Consider the following 14,567-nt stretch of genomic DNA (forward strand, 5'->3'; position numbering starts at 1 on the left):
CTCAATGCGCAACGTCTGAGCGGTTTATTTCCTGAATATGACAGCGCGCGCACAAAATAACCGATTAGTTAATTTCCGGTATTAATTGTTATTTCCGGCACAGCTCAGAACAAACCGGCATTTAGCCAGCAGCGCGACAGCGATAAAGTCGTCGCATCAATTACTCAGGATAATCATGATGCGAGCACTCTTATTGTTCTTCACCTTATTCAGCAGCGCCTTTGCCCTGCAGGCCGCCACGCCAAAAGACACGCTGGTGGTGGCCCTGCCGCTCGACGGCATTATCAGCTTCGACCCGGCAGAAAGTTTTGAGACCGTCAGTAACAGCGTGCAGCGCAATATTTATCAGACTCTGGTAGAGGCCGATCGCGATGCGCCACAAAAACTCGCGCCGCTGCTCGCCACCTCATGGCAGCCCGGCAGCACGCCGCACAGCCTGATGTTCAATCTGAAACCGGATGCGCATTTCGTTAGCGGTAACCCGGTGACCGCGCAGGACGTGGTGTTTTCGCTGACGCGCGCGGTGCAGCTCAATAAAGCCCCGTCGTTTATTCTCGCTGAGTTTGGCTGGACGGCGGACAACATCGCCAGCCAGCTGCGGGTTGTGAACGATCATCAGCTGGAGATTCAGTGGCCGGCGCAGATTGGTCAGGACCTGGCGCTGCGCCTGCTGACCGCGCCGGTAGCCTCGGTGGTGGACAGCAAAACCGTGCAGCAGCACATCACCGCCAACGACAGCGGCAACGGCTGGCTGCACACTCACTCCGCGGGCAGCGGCGCATTCAGCATCCAGCAATATGTGCCGCAGCAGGCGCTGGTGCTGAGCGCAAATCCGCACGCCAGCCCGCAGCCGCAGCTGAAACGCATCCTGCTAAAAGGCGTGGCCGATGCCGGTGCGCGCCGCCTGCTGATTCAGCAGGGCGATGTCGATGTGGCGTACCAGCTGGGCCCGGACCAGATCGATGCGCTGAAAAACGACCAGCAGCTGCGCATTGAGGCCTTCCCGTCGAGCCTGGTCTATTACCTGGCATTTAATACGCAAAACAAAGCGCAGCCGGCGCTGGGTAATCCGGCGCTGTGGCAGGCGGCGCGCTGGCTGGTGGATTACAACGCCATTTCACGCGATCTGCTGAAAGGCCAGTACCGTATTCACCAGAGCTTCCTGCCGCAGGGCTTTGATGGCGCGCTGGAGAATCAGCCGTTCCATTACGATGTAGCCAAAGCTAAAGCGATCCTGGCTCAGGGCGGTATCAGGCCCGGCAGCAAATTCTCGCTGACGGTGATCAACCAGCCGCCGTACATCGACGTGGCGCAGGCGCTGCAGGCCAGCTTTGCCAAAGCCGACGTGCAGATTGAACTGCAGCCGGTGGCGGAATCGGAACTGTGGGGCAAAATGCGCGGACGTGATTTCCAGTCGATCTTTATTTACTGGGGCGCCGATTATGTGGATCCGAATACCAACGCCAGCGCCTTTGCCTATAACGTGCCGGGCGGCTCTAAAACGCTGGCGTGGCGCGTCGGCTGGGAGATTCCCGAACTGAGCGCGCAGACGCGCACCGCAGCCGGTGAGAGCGACGCCAGCCAGCGCCGCGCGCTGTATACCGCGCTGCAACAGCGCGTACAGCAGGATTCGCCGTTCGTGGTGATGCTTCAGGGCGCGCAGCAGGTGGCGGTGCGCAATAACGTCAGCCACGTGCAGCAGGGCATCGGCGTGAGCCTGCTGTTTTTCGATGCGGTAGAGAAGAGGTAGGCAGATACGCGCTGCCCCTCATCCCAGCCCTCTCCCGCCCGCGGGAGAAGGGCCGATCGCGCGGGCAGCAAACGGAACTCCCCTTATTTTTCACCCAAATATCCCTCTCTCTCCCGTGCACCGCTTGCTATTCTTTGAGTCATTACGCAATGCCGGAGAGCGCAAACATCATGACTACCCCACTGCTGATCGCCCAGACGCCTGACCTTCAACTGCATCTGTTGCCCGCCATGGCTAACCGTCACGGACTGATAACCGGTGCGACCGGCACCGGTAAAACCGTGACGCTGCAAAAGCTGGCTGAATCCTTCTCCGCCATCGGCGTGCCGGTGTTTATGGCCGATGTCAAAGGCGATCTTTCCGGTATTGCGGCCGCGGGCGATGGCTCGGAAAAGCTGCTGGCGCGGCTGGCGAAGATTGGCGTCACCGACTGGCAGGCGCAGAAAAATCCGGTGATGCTGTGGGATATCTTCGGCCAGCAGGGCCATCCGGTGCGCGCGACGGTGTCCGATCTCGGCCCGCTGCTGCTGGCGCGGCTGCTCAGCCTCAACGAAGTGCAGTCCGGCGTGCTGCAAATTATCTTCCGTATCGCCGACGATCAGGGCCTGCTGCTGCTGGACTTCAAAGATTTGCGCGCCATGACACAATATATCGGTGATAACGCCAAAGCATTTCAGACGCAGTACGGCAATATCAGCAGCGCCTCGGTGGGCGCTATTCAGCGCGGCCTGCTGGCGCTGGAGCAGCAAGGGGCTGAACACTTCTTTGGCGAGCCAATGCTGGATATCCGTGACTGGATGCGCTGCGACGCTGATGGCAAAGGCTTCATCAATATCCTGGCAGCGGAAAAGCTTTATCAGCAGCCGAAACTCTACGCCACCAGCCTGCTGTGGCTGCTGGCGGAACTGTATGAACAGCTGCCGGAAGCCGGCGATCTGGACAAACCAAAGATGGTGTTCTTCTTTGACGAAGCGCATCTGCTGTTTAACGACGCGCCGCCGGTGCTGCTGGAGAAAGTGGAACAGGTGATTCGCCTGATTCGCTCGAAAGGCGTTGGCGTGTACTTTGTCACGCAGAATCCGGCGGACATTCCGGATAATGTGCTCGGTCAGTTGGGTAACCGCGTGCAGCATGCGCTGCGTGCCTTCACGCCGAAAGACCAGAAAGCGGTGAAAAGCGCCGCCGAAACGATGCGCGCCAACCCGGCGTTTAATACCGTGGAGGCGATTCAGGCGCTGGGCACCGGCGAGGCGCTGATCTCCTTCCTCGATGAGAAAGGCAGTCCGTCGATGGTGCAGCGCGCCATGGTGATCGCGCCGGGCTCGCGCATGGGGCCGGCCACTCCTGATGAACGCAACAGCCTGATCAACCATTCGCCGCTGTACGGCAAATACGACAGTGCCGTCGATCGCGAATCGGCGTTCGAAATGTTACAGCAGGGCGTACAGGCCGCGCCGCAGCAGGCCGATGCGCCGCCCAGCAAAGGCAATAGCGTGGCGGTGGATGACGGCATTCTGGGTGGGCTGAAAGAGATTCTGTTCGGCAGCACCGGGCCGCGCGGCGGCAAGCGCGACGGCGTAGTGCAGAGCGTGGCGAAAAGCGCGGCGCGCCAGGTGACCAATCAGATCATCCGCGGCGTGCTGGGCAGTCTGCTCGGTGGACGCCGCCGTTAATCGCCCTCTGCTATGATCGTGGTATGGATAAATATCAACAATTAAAACGGAGCAAGCGTCTGGCCCTGTCGCTGCTGCTGATTGCCGCCGCGACCTTTGTCGTGACGCTGTTTCTGCCGCCCACGTTCTGGGTGCTGGGGCTGAAGGCGATTGCCGAAGCGGCGATGGTCGGCGCGCTGGCCGACTGGTTTGCGGTGGTGGCGCTGTTTCGTCGCGTGCCGGTGCCGTTCATCTCGCGCCATACGGCAATCATTCCACGCAACAAAGATCGCATCGGCGAGAATCTTGGCCGCTTCGTGCAGGAGAAGTTTCTCGATACCGATTCGCTGCTGGCACTGATTCGCCGCCACGATCCGTCACAGCTGCTGGCGCAGTGGCTCAATACGCCGGGCAACGCCGATCGCATTGGTCGCCATCTGCTGCAGGTGATGCGCGGTTTCCTCGATCTTACTGACGATCAGCGTATTCAGCGCTTTTTGCGCCGCGCGGTGCATCGCGCGCTGGATAAGGTCGATCTGACCCAGTCCAGCGCGCTGCTGCTGGACAGCCTGACCAAAAACAATCGCCATCAGGAACTGCTGGACGCTGCAGTGCAACAGCTGCTGCGTCTGCTGCACAAACCCGGCACGCGCGAGTTTATCGCGCTGCAGATTGTGCGCTGGCTGAAACGCGAACATCCGATCAAAGCCAAAGTGCTGCCAACCGAATGGCTGGGCGAACACAGCGCCGAGCTGGTCGCCAATGCGGTGGATTCGATTCTGGATGAAGTGGCGCGCGACCAGGGCCACGAATTCCGCCTCGGTTTTAACCGCGCGGTACAGCGCCTGATAGATCGACTGAAAAGCGATCCGGAGATGGCTGAACGCGCTGAGACCATCAAACACTGGCTGAAAGAGGATGAGTCGTTTAACCGTTATATCAGCGAGCTGTGGCAGGACCTGCGCCGCTGGCTGAAGAGCGACCTCAACAGTGATGATTCGCGCGTGCAGGAGCGGGTGCGGCTGGCGGCGCTGTGGCTGGGCGAAACGCTGGCTGCCGATGAAGCACTGCGTACCTCAATGAATCAGCATCTGGAAGACGCTGCGCGCAGCGTCGCGCCGGAGTTTGCGGCGTTTCTCACCCGTCACATCAGCGATACGGTGAAGAGCTGGGATGCGCGCGAGATGTCGCAACAGATTGAGCTGAACATTGGCCGTGATTTGCAGTTTATCCGCATCAACGGCACGCTGGTGGGCGGTACCATTGGTCTGGTGCTGTTTTTGCTGTCGCAGCTGCCGGGCTGGGTGCAGACGTTGCGCTAACGGTGCGGGCATCGACCTGGTTGCCATGTATAAAAAAGGTCGCCATGAATGGCGACCCTACGGTAACGGTGCGGGAAGAACAGGGGCGTCCTGAATCGCGCCCCTGCAACCCTCACTACCGCCGTTTCAGCAACAGGTACAAACTGATGGCAAAGAATGCGCCGCTTGGCAGAATCGCGCCCAGCACCGGCGGTAAACCGTACACCAGACTCAGTGGCCCGAAGATCTGATCCAGCACGTAGAACAGGAAGCCAAAGCTGATGCCGGTGACCACGCGCACGCCCATCGATACGCTTCTCAGCGGACCAAAGATAAACGACAGCGCCATCAGCATCATCACCGCCACCGACAGCGGCTGGAAGATTTTGCCCCACATATTCAGCAGGTAGCGCCCGGATTCCTGGCCGCTCTGTTTGAGATATTTACTGTAGTTATACAGACCGCTGATCGACAGCGCGTCCGGGTCCAGCGCCACCACGCCCAGCTTGTCTGGCGTCAGATTGGTTTTCCATTCGCCGCTCAGGCTCTGTGAACCGGTAATCTGCTTCGGATCTTTCAGGTCCGACTCATCCACCTGCGACAGCTCCCACAGTTTGCGATCTTTATTCCAGACCGCGGTGGCGGCATAGCGCACGCTCAGCAGACGCCGCTGGTCGGTAAAGCGATAGATACTGACGCCGTCGATCTCGTTGTCGCCTTTAATGCGCTCAATGTAGATAAAGTCGTTGCCGTCTTTCGCCCACAGGCCGTTTTGCGTCGAAACCAGCGAGCCGCCGTACAGCTGCTGCGCCCGGTAGTTACGCGCCATCTGCTCGCCCTGCGGGGCGACAAATTCGCCCACCGCCATGGTCAGCAGCACCAGCGGAATCGCAGTTTTCATTACCGCCAGCGCCACCTGCAGACGGGTAAAGCCGGAGGCCTGCATCACCACCAGTTCGCTGCGCTGCGCCAGCGTGCCCAGCCCCAGCAGCGCGCCCAGCAGCGCCGCCATCGGGAAGAAGATCTCGATATCTTTCGGCACGCTGAGCAGCGTGTAGTAACCGGCATCCAGCGCGGTATACGCGCCCTGCCCGGTTTTACGCAGCTGATCAACGAACTTAATGATGCCCGACAGCGACACCAGCATGAACAGCGTCATCATGATGGTGTTGAAGATGGTTTTGCCGATATAGCGGTCAAGGACCTTAAACATCACACGGATCCTCCACGGCTAAAGCGCGCGCGGAAACGGCGCATCGGTACGGTATCCCATACGTTGAGCGCCACCGCCAGCGCCAGATACGCCAGGTTGACCACCCACATCCAGATCGCCGGATCAAACCGGCCTTTCGCCGCGTTGGAGCGCAGCGAGCTCTGCAGCAGGAAGAAGATCAGGTAGAGCAGCATTGCCGGCAGCATCGACAACACGCGGCCCTGGCGCGGGTTAACCACGCTGAGCGGCACCACCATCAGCGCCATCACCAGCACAGCGAACACCAGCGTCAGACGCCAGTGCAGCTCCGCCTGGAACTGCGGCGTTCTGGTTTTTATCAGCGTGCTGATATCGGCCTGATCGGCATCGTTAGGATCGAGCACCGCCTCTTTGTATCCCACCAGCGCCTGATAATTGACGAAGTCGGTAATACGGAAGTCACGCAGCAGCGCCGTGCCTTCAAAGCGTGTGCCTTTGTCCAGCGTCACGGTCTGCGAGCCATCTTTGTGCTGCTCCATGTGACCGCTGTCGGCCAGCACCACCGATGGCCGTGCATTGCCCTTGGGTCGCAGTTGCGCCAGGAACACGCTGCCGAATTTGTTGCCCTTCACGTCTTCGACGAACAGCACGGTATTGCCGTCGCTGGAGGTCTGGAACTGCCCCGCCGCCAGCGCCGCCGCTCCCGGGTTGGCTTTGGCATTTTGTGTCACTTCATCCTGATAGCGCGAGGACCACGGGCCAAGCCAGATCACGTTGACCGCCGCCACCAGCGAGGTGAACAGCATCAGGATCATCGCCGCTTTAATCAGGACGCCTTTACCCAGCCCGCAGGCGTGCATCACCGTAATTTCACTTTCGGTGTAAAGCCGCCCAAGGGTCATTAAAATCGCCAGAAACAAGCTTAGGGGCAGGATAAGTTGTGCCATTTCAGGCACGCCAAGTCCTAACAATGTCAGAACCAGATTTGTTGGGATTTCGCCATCCACCGCCGCACCCAAAATCCTGACTAACTTCTGGCAAAAGAAGATAAGTAGCAGGATGAACAGGATAGCCAGCTGGCTTTTGAGCGTTTCCCGAACCAGATATCTAATGATGATCACGCTTAGTACGCCTGTGAAAACTTGTCTTTTTGCAGGAAAATCGCTAGTTTCAACGCTTATCAGCCATTTTTCTTCATCAATGGCCGTCATGGTAGCTAAAATAGTATGACGAACGCGTTAGGGTGGTGAAAAAACAACACATTGTCACCCCACTCATTATGGCCGCCGGCGTTAAATTGTCATGGCGTCGCAACAAATTAATGGGTTACGAACGCGCTACATTCTAACGACAGCTAAGGCCGTTGTCTTTAAGATTCAGGAGAGTGCATGGAGTTCAGTGTAAAAAGCGGTAGCCCGGAAAAACAGCGCAGCGCCTGCATTGTGGTTGGCGTTTTCGAACCGCGTCGTCTGTCACCGATTGCCGAGCAGCTGGATAAGATCAGCGATGGCTACATCAGCGCGCTGCTGCGCCGCGGTGAGCTGGAGGGCAAAGTGGGCCAGACGCTGCTGCTGCACCATGTGCCAAATATCCTGTCCGAACGTATCCTGCTGATCGGCTGTGGTAAAGAGCGTGAGCTGGATGAGCGCCAGTACAAACAGGTGATTCAGAAAACCATCAATACCCTGAACGATACCGGTTCGATGGAAGCGGTGTGCTTCCTGACCGAACTGCACGTTAAAGGGCGCAATACCTACTGGAAAGTGCGTCAGGCGGTAGAAACCTCTAAAGAGGCGCTGTACAACTTCGACCAGCTGAAAAGCAACAAAGTTGAGCCGCGCCGTCCGCTGCGCAAGCTGGTGTTCAACGTGCCGACCCGCCGTGAGCTGACCAGCGGTGAGCGCGCTATTCAGCACGGCCTGGCCGTTGCCGCCGGCGTCAAAGCGGCGAAAGACCTGAGCAATATGCCGCCGAATATTTGTAACGCCGCGTATCTGGCGTCGCAGGCACGTCAGCTGGCCGATGCGTACAGCAAAAACGTTACCACCCGCGTGATTGGCGAACAGCAGATGAAAGAGCTGGGCATGAACGCCTATCTGGCGGTCGGTGCCGGTTCGCACAATGAGTCGCTGATGTCGGTGATTGAGTACAAAGGCAGCAGCGACGCCGATGCGCGCCCTATCGTGCTGGTAGGTAAAGGGCTGACCTTTGACTCCGGCGGCATCTCCATCAAGCCTGCCGAGGCGATGGATGAGATGAAATATGACATGTGCGGCGCGGCGTCGGTGTACGGCGTGATGCGCATGGTGGCGGAGCTGAATCTGCCGCTGAACGTGGTCGGCGTGCTGGTGGGCTGTGAAAACATGCCGGACGGACGCGCGATGCGTCCGGGCGACGTGCTGACCACTATGTCCGGCCAGACGGTTGAAGTGCTGAATACCGATGCCGAGGGCCGCCTGGTGCTGTGCGATGCGCTGACCTACGTTGAGCGCTTCGATCCGGAAGTGGTGATTGACGTCGCCACTCTGACCGGCGCCTGCGTGATCGCGCTGGGTCATCACGTCAGCGGGTTGATGTCGAACCACAATCCGCTGGCGCACGAGCTGATCAGCGCGTCAGAGCAGTCGGGCGACCGCGCGTGGCGTCTGCCGATGGCCGATGAGTATCAGGAGCAGCTGGAATCCAACTTTGCCGATATGGCTAACATCGGTGGCCGTCCGGGCGGCGCAATTACCGCCGCCTGCTTCCTGGCACGCTTTGCGCGCAAGTTTAACTGGGCGCACCTGGATATCGCCGGCACCGCCTGGCGCTCCGGCAAAGCCAAAGGCGCGACCGGCCGTCCGGTGCCGCTGCTGTCGCAGTTCCTGCTGAACCGCGCTGGCCTGAACGGCGACGATTAAGAGCCGGGGCGAATGCTGCAACGGTGCGTATGGATGCGTTTGACAGCGTGCGGCCATTGGAACGGTGCGCATGAATGCGTTAAATACCGTGCGGCCATTGATACGGTGCGCATGAATGCGCACCCTACGGTGTAGGGTCGCCGTTCACGGCGACCTGATTATCAGCCGCACGGTTTACAGGGTCGCCATTAATGGCGACCTTATTATTGGACGCCGCAATCTTACTGTCGCACAATGCGCCCCACTGTCATTGATGGAAATAACCTGCCATGAAAAACGCCACCTTCTTCGTGATGGAGTCTGAAAGCGCCAGCGACGGCTTAAGCGCCATCGAAGCGCTGGTGTGCGATTTGGCCGCCAGCCGCTGGCGAGACGGTAAGCGCATCCTGATTGCCTGCGAAGATGAACAGCAGGCCAATCGGCTGGATGAAGCACTGTGGCAGCGTCCGGCCAACGCCTTTGTGCCGCACAACCTGGCCGGCGAAGGCCCGCGCTACGGCGCGCCGGTTGAGCTGGCCTGGCCGCAGCGACGCGGCAGTGCGCCGCGCGATCTGCTGATCAGCCTGCTGCCGCAGTTTGCAGATTTTGCTACCGGTTTCCATGAAGTGATAGACTTCGTACCTTATGAAGAATCCCTGAAACAACTGGCGCGTGACCGCTATAAAGCGTATCGCAGCGTTGGTTTCCAATTGAATACGGCGACGCCACCCCCGCCGCAAACGACATAGCAGATATGGAAAAGACATATAACCCGCAAGATATCGAGCAGCCGCTCTACGAGCACTGGGAACAGCAGGGCTACTTCAAACCGAATGGCGATACCAGCCAGGAAAGCTTTTGCATCATGATCCCGCCGCCGAACGTCACCGGTAGCTTGCATATGGGTCACGCCTTCCAGCAAACCATCATGGATACCATGATCCGCTACCAGCGCATGCAGGGTAAAAACACCCTGTGGCAGGCAGGTACGGACCACGCCGGTATCGCCACGCAGATGGTGGTTGAGCGCAAGATCGCCGCTGAAGAGGGCAAAACGCGTCAGGATTACGGTCGTGACGCCTTTATCGAAAAAATCTGGCAGTGGAAGGCTGAATCCGGCGGCACCATCACCCGCCAGATGCGTCGCCTTGGCAACTCGGTTGACTGGGAGCGCGAGCGCTTCACCATGGATGAAGGCCTGTCCAACGCGGTGAAAGAAGTCTTCGTCCGTCTGTACAAAGAAAACCTGATCTACCGTGGCAAGCGCCTGGTGAACTGGGACCCGAAACTGCGCACGGCGATCTCTGACCTCGAAGTGGAAAACCGCGAGAGCAAAGGCTCAATGTGGCACATTCGCTATCCGCTGGCGGACGGCGTGAAAACTGCCGAAGGCAAAGATTACCTGGTGGTGGCCACCACCCGTCCGGAAACCCTGCTGGGCGATACCGGCGTGGCGGTCAACCCGGAAGATCCACGTTATAAAGATCTGATCGGCAAAGAGGTGATCCTGCCGCTGGTGAACCGTCGTATTCCGATCGTCGGCGACGAACACGCCGATATGGAGAAAGGTACCGGCTGCGTGAAGATCACCCCGGCGCACGACTTCAACGACTACGAAGTGGGCCGTCGTCACAAGCTGCCGATGATCAACATCCTGACCTTTGATGGCGATATCCGCGAGCGTGCGGAAGTGTTCGACACCAACGGTGAAGTCAGCGATGCCTGTTCCGATGAAATTCCGCCGCAGTTCCAGAAGATGGAGCGTTTTGCCGCGCGTAAAGCGATTGTCGCCGCCGTTGACGAGCTCGGCCTGCTCGACGAAATCAAACCACACGATCTGACGGTGCCCTACGGCGACCGCGGCGGCGTGGTGATCGAGCCGATGCTGACCGATCAGTGGTACGTGCGCACGGCCCCGCTGGCGAAAGTCGCGGTGGAAGCGGTAGAAAACGGCGACATTCAGTTTGTGCCGAAGCAGTATGAAAACATGTACTTCTCGTGGATGCGCGACATCCAGGACTGGTGCATCTCGCGTCAGCTGTGGTGGGGCCACCGCATTCCGGCCTGGTACGACAACAACGGTAACGTCTATGTCGGCCGCAGCGAAGAAGAAGTGCGCCAGGAAAACAATCTGGCCGCTGACGTGACGCTGCGCCAGGATGACGACGTGCTTGATACCTGGTTCTCTTCCGGCCTGTGGACATTCTCTACGCTGGGCTGGCCGGAGAATACCGAAGCGCTGCGCACCTTCCATCCTACCAGCGTGCTGGTGAGCGGCTTCGATATCATCTTCTTCTGGATTGCGCGCATGATCATGCTGACCATGCACTTCATCAAAGATGAGAACGGCAAGCCGCAGGTACCGTTTAAAACCGTCTACATGACCGGTTTGATCCGCGATGAAGAAGGCCAGAAGATGTCCAAGTCGAAAGGCAACGTCATCGATCCGCTGGATATGGTAGACGGTATTTCGCTGGAAGATCTGCTGGAGAAACGCACCGGCAACATGATGCAGCCGCAGCTGGCTGAGAAGATTCGCAAACGCACCGAGAAGCAGTTCCCGGACGGTATCGTGCCTTCCGGCACCGATGCGCTGCGCTTCACCCTCGCCGCGCTGGCGTCCACCGGTCGTGACATCAACTGGGATATGAAGCGCCTGGAAGGCTACCGCAACTTCTGTAACAAACTGTGGAACGCCAGCCGCTTCGTGCTGATGAACACCGAAGATCAGGATTGCGGCCAGAACGGCGGCGAGCTGAAGCTGTCGCTGGCGGATCGCTGGATCCTGACGGAATTCAACAGCACCGTGAAAGCGTACCGTGAAGCGCTGGATAGCTATCGCTTTGATATCGCTGCCAACATTCTGTACGACTTCACCTGGAACCAGTTCTGTGACTGGTACCTGGAGCTGACCAAGCCGGTGATGAACAGCGGCAGCGAAGCGGAGCTGCGCGGCACGCGCAACACGCTGGTGACGGTGCTGGAAGCGTTGCTGCGCCTGGCGCATCCGATCATCCCGTTCATTACCGAGACCATCTGGCAGCGCGTGAAAGTGCTGAAGAACATCGACCACGATACCATCATGCTGCAGCCGTTCCCGCAGTATGACGCGGCGAAGGAAGACGCGGAAGCGAAGGCCGATATCGAGTGGATGAAGCAGGCGATTGTGGCGGTGCGTAATATCCGTGCCGAAATGAACATCGCGCCGAGCAAGCCGCTCGACGTGCTGCTGCGCGACTGCTCGCCGGCGGCGCAGCGTCGTGTTGAAGAGAACCGCAACTTCCTGTCGCGCCTGGCGCGTCTGGAGAGCCTGACCATTCTGCCAGCCGGCGAGAAAGGTCCGGTCTCGGTGACCAAGATTGTTGATGGCGCAGAGCTGCTGATCCCGATGGCAGACCTGGTCAACAAGGAAGCCGAGCTGGAGCGTCTGGCGAAAGAGCTGGTGAAGCTGGATGTTGAGATCGAGAAGATTCAGACCAAACTGGCTAACGAAGGCTTTGTATCGCGCGCACCGGAAGCGGTGGTGGCGAAAGAGCGCGAGCGCGTAGCCGAGCTGGAGCAATCAAAAGCAAAACTGATTGAACAGCAGGGCGTGATTGCGGCATTGTAAGCGCTTCAGTCCTGACGCTTAATCGAAGCCGGGCACTGCCCGGCTTTTTTCTATCGGAAGATTATGATGACCACCGCCACGCCACTTAACCTGCAGGTGCGCCCGATTATCGCCGCCGATAATCCGCGGATTGCGCAGGTGATCCGCGATGTCTCCGCCGAGTTTGGCCTGACGGCGGATAAAGGTTATACCGTGTCCGACCCGCAGCTCGATCGGTTGTTTGAGCTGTACAGTGCGGCGGACAGCGCCTATTGGATCGTGGAGCATGAAGGTCAGGTGGTCGGCGGCGGCGGCGTGGCACCGCTCGCCTGCAGCGCACCGGATATCTGTGAGTTGCAGAAGATGTATTTCCTGCCGTCGGTGCGCGGGCTGGGTTTAGCGCGCGAACTGGCGCTGCGCGCAATGGATTTTGCCCGCCAGCGCGGGTTCCGGCGCTGCTACCTGGAGACCACCGGCAGCCTGACGCGCGCCATTAAACTCTACCAGTCGCTGGGCTTTGAACAGATTGCGGACGCGATGGGCTGTACCGGCCACGTGGATTGCGAAGTGAGAATGCTGCGGGTGTTGTGAGGGAAAAACCACTCACTTCTTTACCGCAACACTCTGCGCCAGCTGACCTATCAACGCTCCCAGCATCTCCACCGCCGCCTCGGCGCGTGCATCCCACGGCCAGGCGGTGTTGAAGCGGAAGCAGTGGCTAAAACTCTCGCTGCTTGAAAACAGCTGGCCTGGCGCAATACTGATGCCCTGCTGCAGCGCCAGATGATACAGCTGCGTGGCGTTAATCTGCTCCGGCAAGGTAATCCACAAAAAGTAGCCACCGGGCGTATCGCTGATGTGCGCCTCGGCGGGCAGCACGCGGCGCAGCGCCTGCTGTGCCAGCTGTTTGCGCTTCGCCAGCGTCTGTCTTAGCTTTTTCAAATGCGTGTCATAGCTGCGGGTGCTGAGAAAATCCGCCAGTGCCAGCTGCATCGGCGCGCTGGTCGAGAGCGTACTCATCATCTGAATACGCTGCACGCGCTGCGCATAGCGCCCCGCCGCAACCCAGCCCACGCGAAATCCCGCCACCAGATTTTTCGAAAAGCTGCCGCAGTGCAGCACGTAACCCTCGCGGTCGAACGCTCTGGCCGGCAACGGCTTATCATGGCCGTGATACAGGTCGCTATAAACATCATCCTCTATCATCGCCACCTGATAACGCGTCAGCAGTGCCACCAGCTGCTGTTTGCGCCCGGCGCTAAGCGTGAAGCCGAGCGGATTCTGCCGGTTGGTCATCAGCCAGCAGGCTTTCACCGGCCAGCGCTGCAGCGCCTGCTCCAGCTCATCCAGATCGATGCCCTGCTCCACATCGCTGGCAATAGCAATCGCGTTCAGCTTAAGCCGTTCAATCGCCTGCAACGCGCCGTAAAATGAAGGGTTTTCGATCACCACCCAGTCGCCCGGTTCGGTCACCGCCTGCAGGCTGAGATTCAGCGCTTCCATTGCACCGTTAGTAATGACGATGTCATCCGGCGACAGCGTAATGCCCTGCTGCGCATAACGCTGGGCGAGGATTTTTCGCAGCGCTTCATTACCGGGCGGCAGATTATTCAGGGCATCGGTGGGTTTAAGATTGTGCGAGACCTTCACCAGCGAGCGCATCAGCTGGCGCTGGGGAAACAGTTCCGGATCGGGGAAGGCAGAACCAAACGGCATGATGGCCGGATCGCGCGTCGCCTGCAGCACATCAAACACGAAGCTGTTGGTATCGGCCTGATCGGTTTTAGCGATCGCCTGGGTTGGCAAACGCGGACGGCTCTCCGCCGCGCGCGGTGCCACGTAGTAGCCCGACTGCGGCTTCGACACAATCCAGCCCTGGCTCTCCAGCACCTCGTAAGCGTGCATCACCGTCATCAGGCTGAGTCCGCTCTGTTCCGCCTGCTGGCGCAGCGACGGCAGCTTTTCACCCGGCGGCCAGATGCGTGCTTCGATTTGCGTACGTAGCTGATCTACCAGCTGCTGGTATTTGGCCATGGCTCCATTCCCTGCGACCTGCGTGCGCGCCAGTATAGCCTGCCAGCCATTGCTGCGGCTAAAAATCCGTGTCCTTTTCCCGCGCAACGCCAGTTTTCCTTCAAGACCTTTCTCGTTGGGAGAATTATCCGATCAACTAATAATCGCCACCTGCCGTTTGATGCGGCCAG

Annotated in this window: 10 protein-coding genes; 7 read left to right on the forward strand and 3 right to left on the reverse strand. The window is 59.1% G+C overall.

Going from position 1 to position 14,567, the window contains the following annotated elements; all coding sequences use genetic code 11:
* Positions 1-175 precede the first annotated feature (175 nt).
* The 3 genes from C1Y42_RS14025 (at position 176) to C1Y42_RS14035 (ending at position 4,724) form a co-directional block, all read left to right on the forward strand.
* The gene (locus tag C1Y42_RS14025) at positions 176-1,750 is read left to right on the forward strand and encodes an ABC transporter substrate-binding protein (protein WP_370445699.1); all 1,575 of its coding nucleotides are present in this window, start codon (positions 176-178) and stop codon (positions 1,748-1,750) included.
* 170 nt (positions 1,751-1,920) lie between these two features.
* Entirely contained in the window at positions 1,921-3,423 is a 1,503-nt protein-coding gene (locus C1Y42_RS14030; protein ID WP_058776585.1) for a helicase HerA-like C-terminal domain-containing protein, read from the forward strand.
* A gap of 23 nt (positions 3,424-3,446) precedes the next feature.
* Positions 3,447-4,724, forward strand: coding sequence for a DUF445 domain-containing protein (locus C1Y42_RS14035; RefSeq protein WP_104093775.1), 1,278 nt, complete (start codon positions 3,447-3,449; stop codon positions 4,722-4,724).
* A 115-nt stretch (positions 4,725-4,839) separates the two neighbouring features.
* Here C1Y42_RS14035 and lptG read toward each other — a convergent pair whose 3' ends face one another.
* Positions 4,840-5,916 carry an LPS export ABC transporter permease LptG gene (lptG, locus tag C1Y42_RS14040; RefSeq protein ID WP_021506721.1) on the reverse strand — a complete coding sequence of 359 codons (1,077 nt, stop codon included), beginning with the start codon at positions 5,914-5,916 and terminating at the stop codon, positions 4,840-4,842.
* Positions 5,916-7,016, reverse strand: a complete 1,101-nt coding sequence (gene lptF / locus C1Y42_RS14045) for an LPS export ABC transporter permease LptF (RefSeq protein WP_104093776.1) — start codon at positions 7,014-7,016, stop codon at positions 5,916-5,918. Before lptF ends, lptG begins: the two co-directional genes overlap by 1 nt.
* Positions 7,017-7,283: 267 nt before the next feature.
* Here lptF and pepA point away from each other — a divergent pair, with 267 nt between their 5' ends.
* The 4 genes from pepA (at position 7,284) to C1Y42_RS14065 (ending at position 12,954) form a co-directional block, all read left to right on the forward strand.
* Positions 7,284-8,795, forward strand: a complete 1,512-nt coding sequence (gene pepA / locus C1Y42_RS14050) for a leucyl aminopeptidase (RefSeq protein WP_021506719.1) — start codon at positions 7,284-7,286, stop codon at positions 8,793-8,795.
* 269 nt (positions 8,796-9,064) lie between these two features.
* Positions 9,065-9,523: a DNA polymerase III subunit chi gene (locus tag C1Y42_RS14055; protein WP_021506718.1), complete on the forward strand. Its 459-nt coding sequence runs from the start codon at positions 9,065-9,067 to the stop codon at positions 9,521-9,523.
* A 5-nt stretch (positions 9,524-9,528) separates the two neighbouring features.
* Positions 9,529-12,384, forward strand: a complete 2,856-nt coding sequence (locus tag C1Y42_RS14060) for a valine--tRNA ligase (protein WP_058757216.1) — start codon at positions 9,529-9,531, stop codon at positions 12,382-12,384.
* Between the two features lie 63 nt (positions 12,385-12,447).
* On the forward strand, positions 12,448-12,954 hold the full coding sequence (locus C1Y42_RS14065; RefSeq protein WP_370445700.1) for a GNAT family N-acetyltransferase: 507 nt from the start codon (positions 12,448-12,450) through the stop codon (positions 12,952-12,954).
* Between the two features lie 12 nt (positions 12,955-12,966).
* Here the strand turns inward: C1Y42_RS14065 and C1Y42_RS14070 are convergent, their stop codons facing one another.
* On the reverse strand, positions 12,967-14,397 hold the full coding sequence (locus C1Y42_RS14070; RefSeq protein WP_104093777.1) for a PLP-dependent aminotransferase family protein: 1,431 nt from the start codon (positions 14,395-14,397) through the stop codon (positions 12,967-12,969).
* Positions 14,398-14,567: the final 170 nt, after the last annotated feature.

This window comes from Pantoea sp. ICBG 985 (genome assembly GCF_002928365.1).
In the GTDB taxonomy this organism is placed as follows: Bacteria; Pseudomonadota; Gammaproteobacteria; order Enterobacterales; family Enterobacteriaceae; genus Pantoea; species Pantoea dispersa.

What these genes read in the sequence shown, in the direction of transcription:
- C1Y42_RS14025 (WP_370445699.1), top strand. Translation starts at nt 176, where the DNA reads ATGATGCGAGCACTCTTATTGTTCTTCACCTTATTCAGCAGCGCCTTT.
- C1Y42_RS14030 (WP_058776585.1), top strand. Translation starts at nt 1,921, where the DNA reads ATGACTACCCCACTGCTGATCGCCCAGACGCCTGACCTTCAACTGCAT.
- C1Y42_RS14035 (WP_104093775.1), top strand. Translation starts at nt 3,447, where the DNA reads ATGGATAAATATCAACAATTAAAACGGAGCAAGCGTCTGGCCCTGTCG.
- lptG (WP_021506721.1), bottom strand. Translation starts at nt 5,916, where the DNA reads ATGTTTAAGGTCCTTGACCGCTATATCGGCAAAACCATCTTCAACACC.
- pepA (WP_021506719.1), top strand. Translation starts at nt 7,284, where the DNA reads ATGGAGTTCAGTGTAAAAAGCGGTAGCCCGGAAAAACAGCGCAGCGCC.
- C1Y42_RS14055 (WP_021506718.1), top strand. Translation starts at nt 9,065, where the DNA reads ATGAAAAACGCCACCTTCTTCGTGATGGAGTCTGAAAGCGCCAGCGAC.
- C1Y42_RS14060 (WP_058757216.1), top strand. Translation starts at nt 9,529, where the DNA reads ATGGAAAAGACATATAACCCGCAAGATATCGAGCAGCCGCTCTACGAG.
- C1Y42_RS14065 (WP_370445700.1), top strand. Translation starts at nt 12,448, where the DNA reads ATGATGACCACCGCCACGCCACTTAACCTGCAGGTGCGCCCGATTATC.
- C1Y42_RS14070 (WP_104093777.1), bottom strand. Translation starts at nt 14,397, where the DNA reads ATGGCCAAATACCAGCAGCTGGTAGATCAGCTACGTACGCAAATCGAA.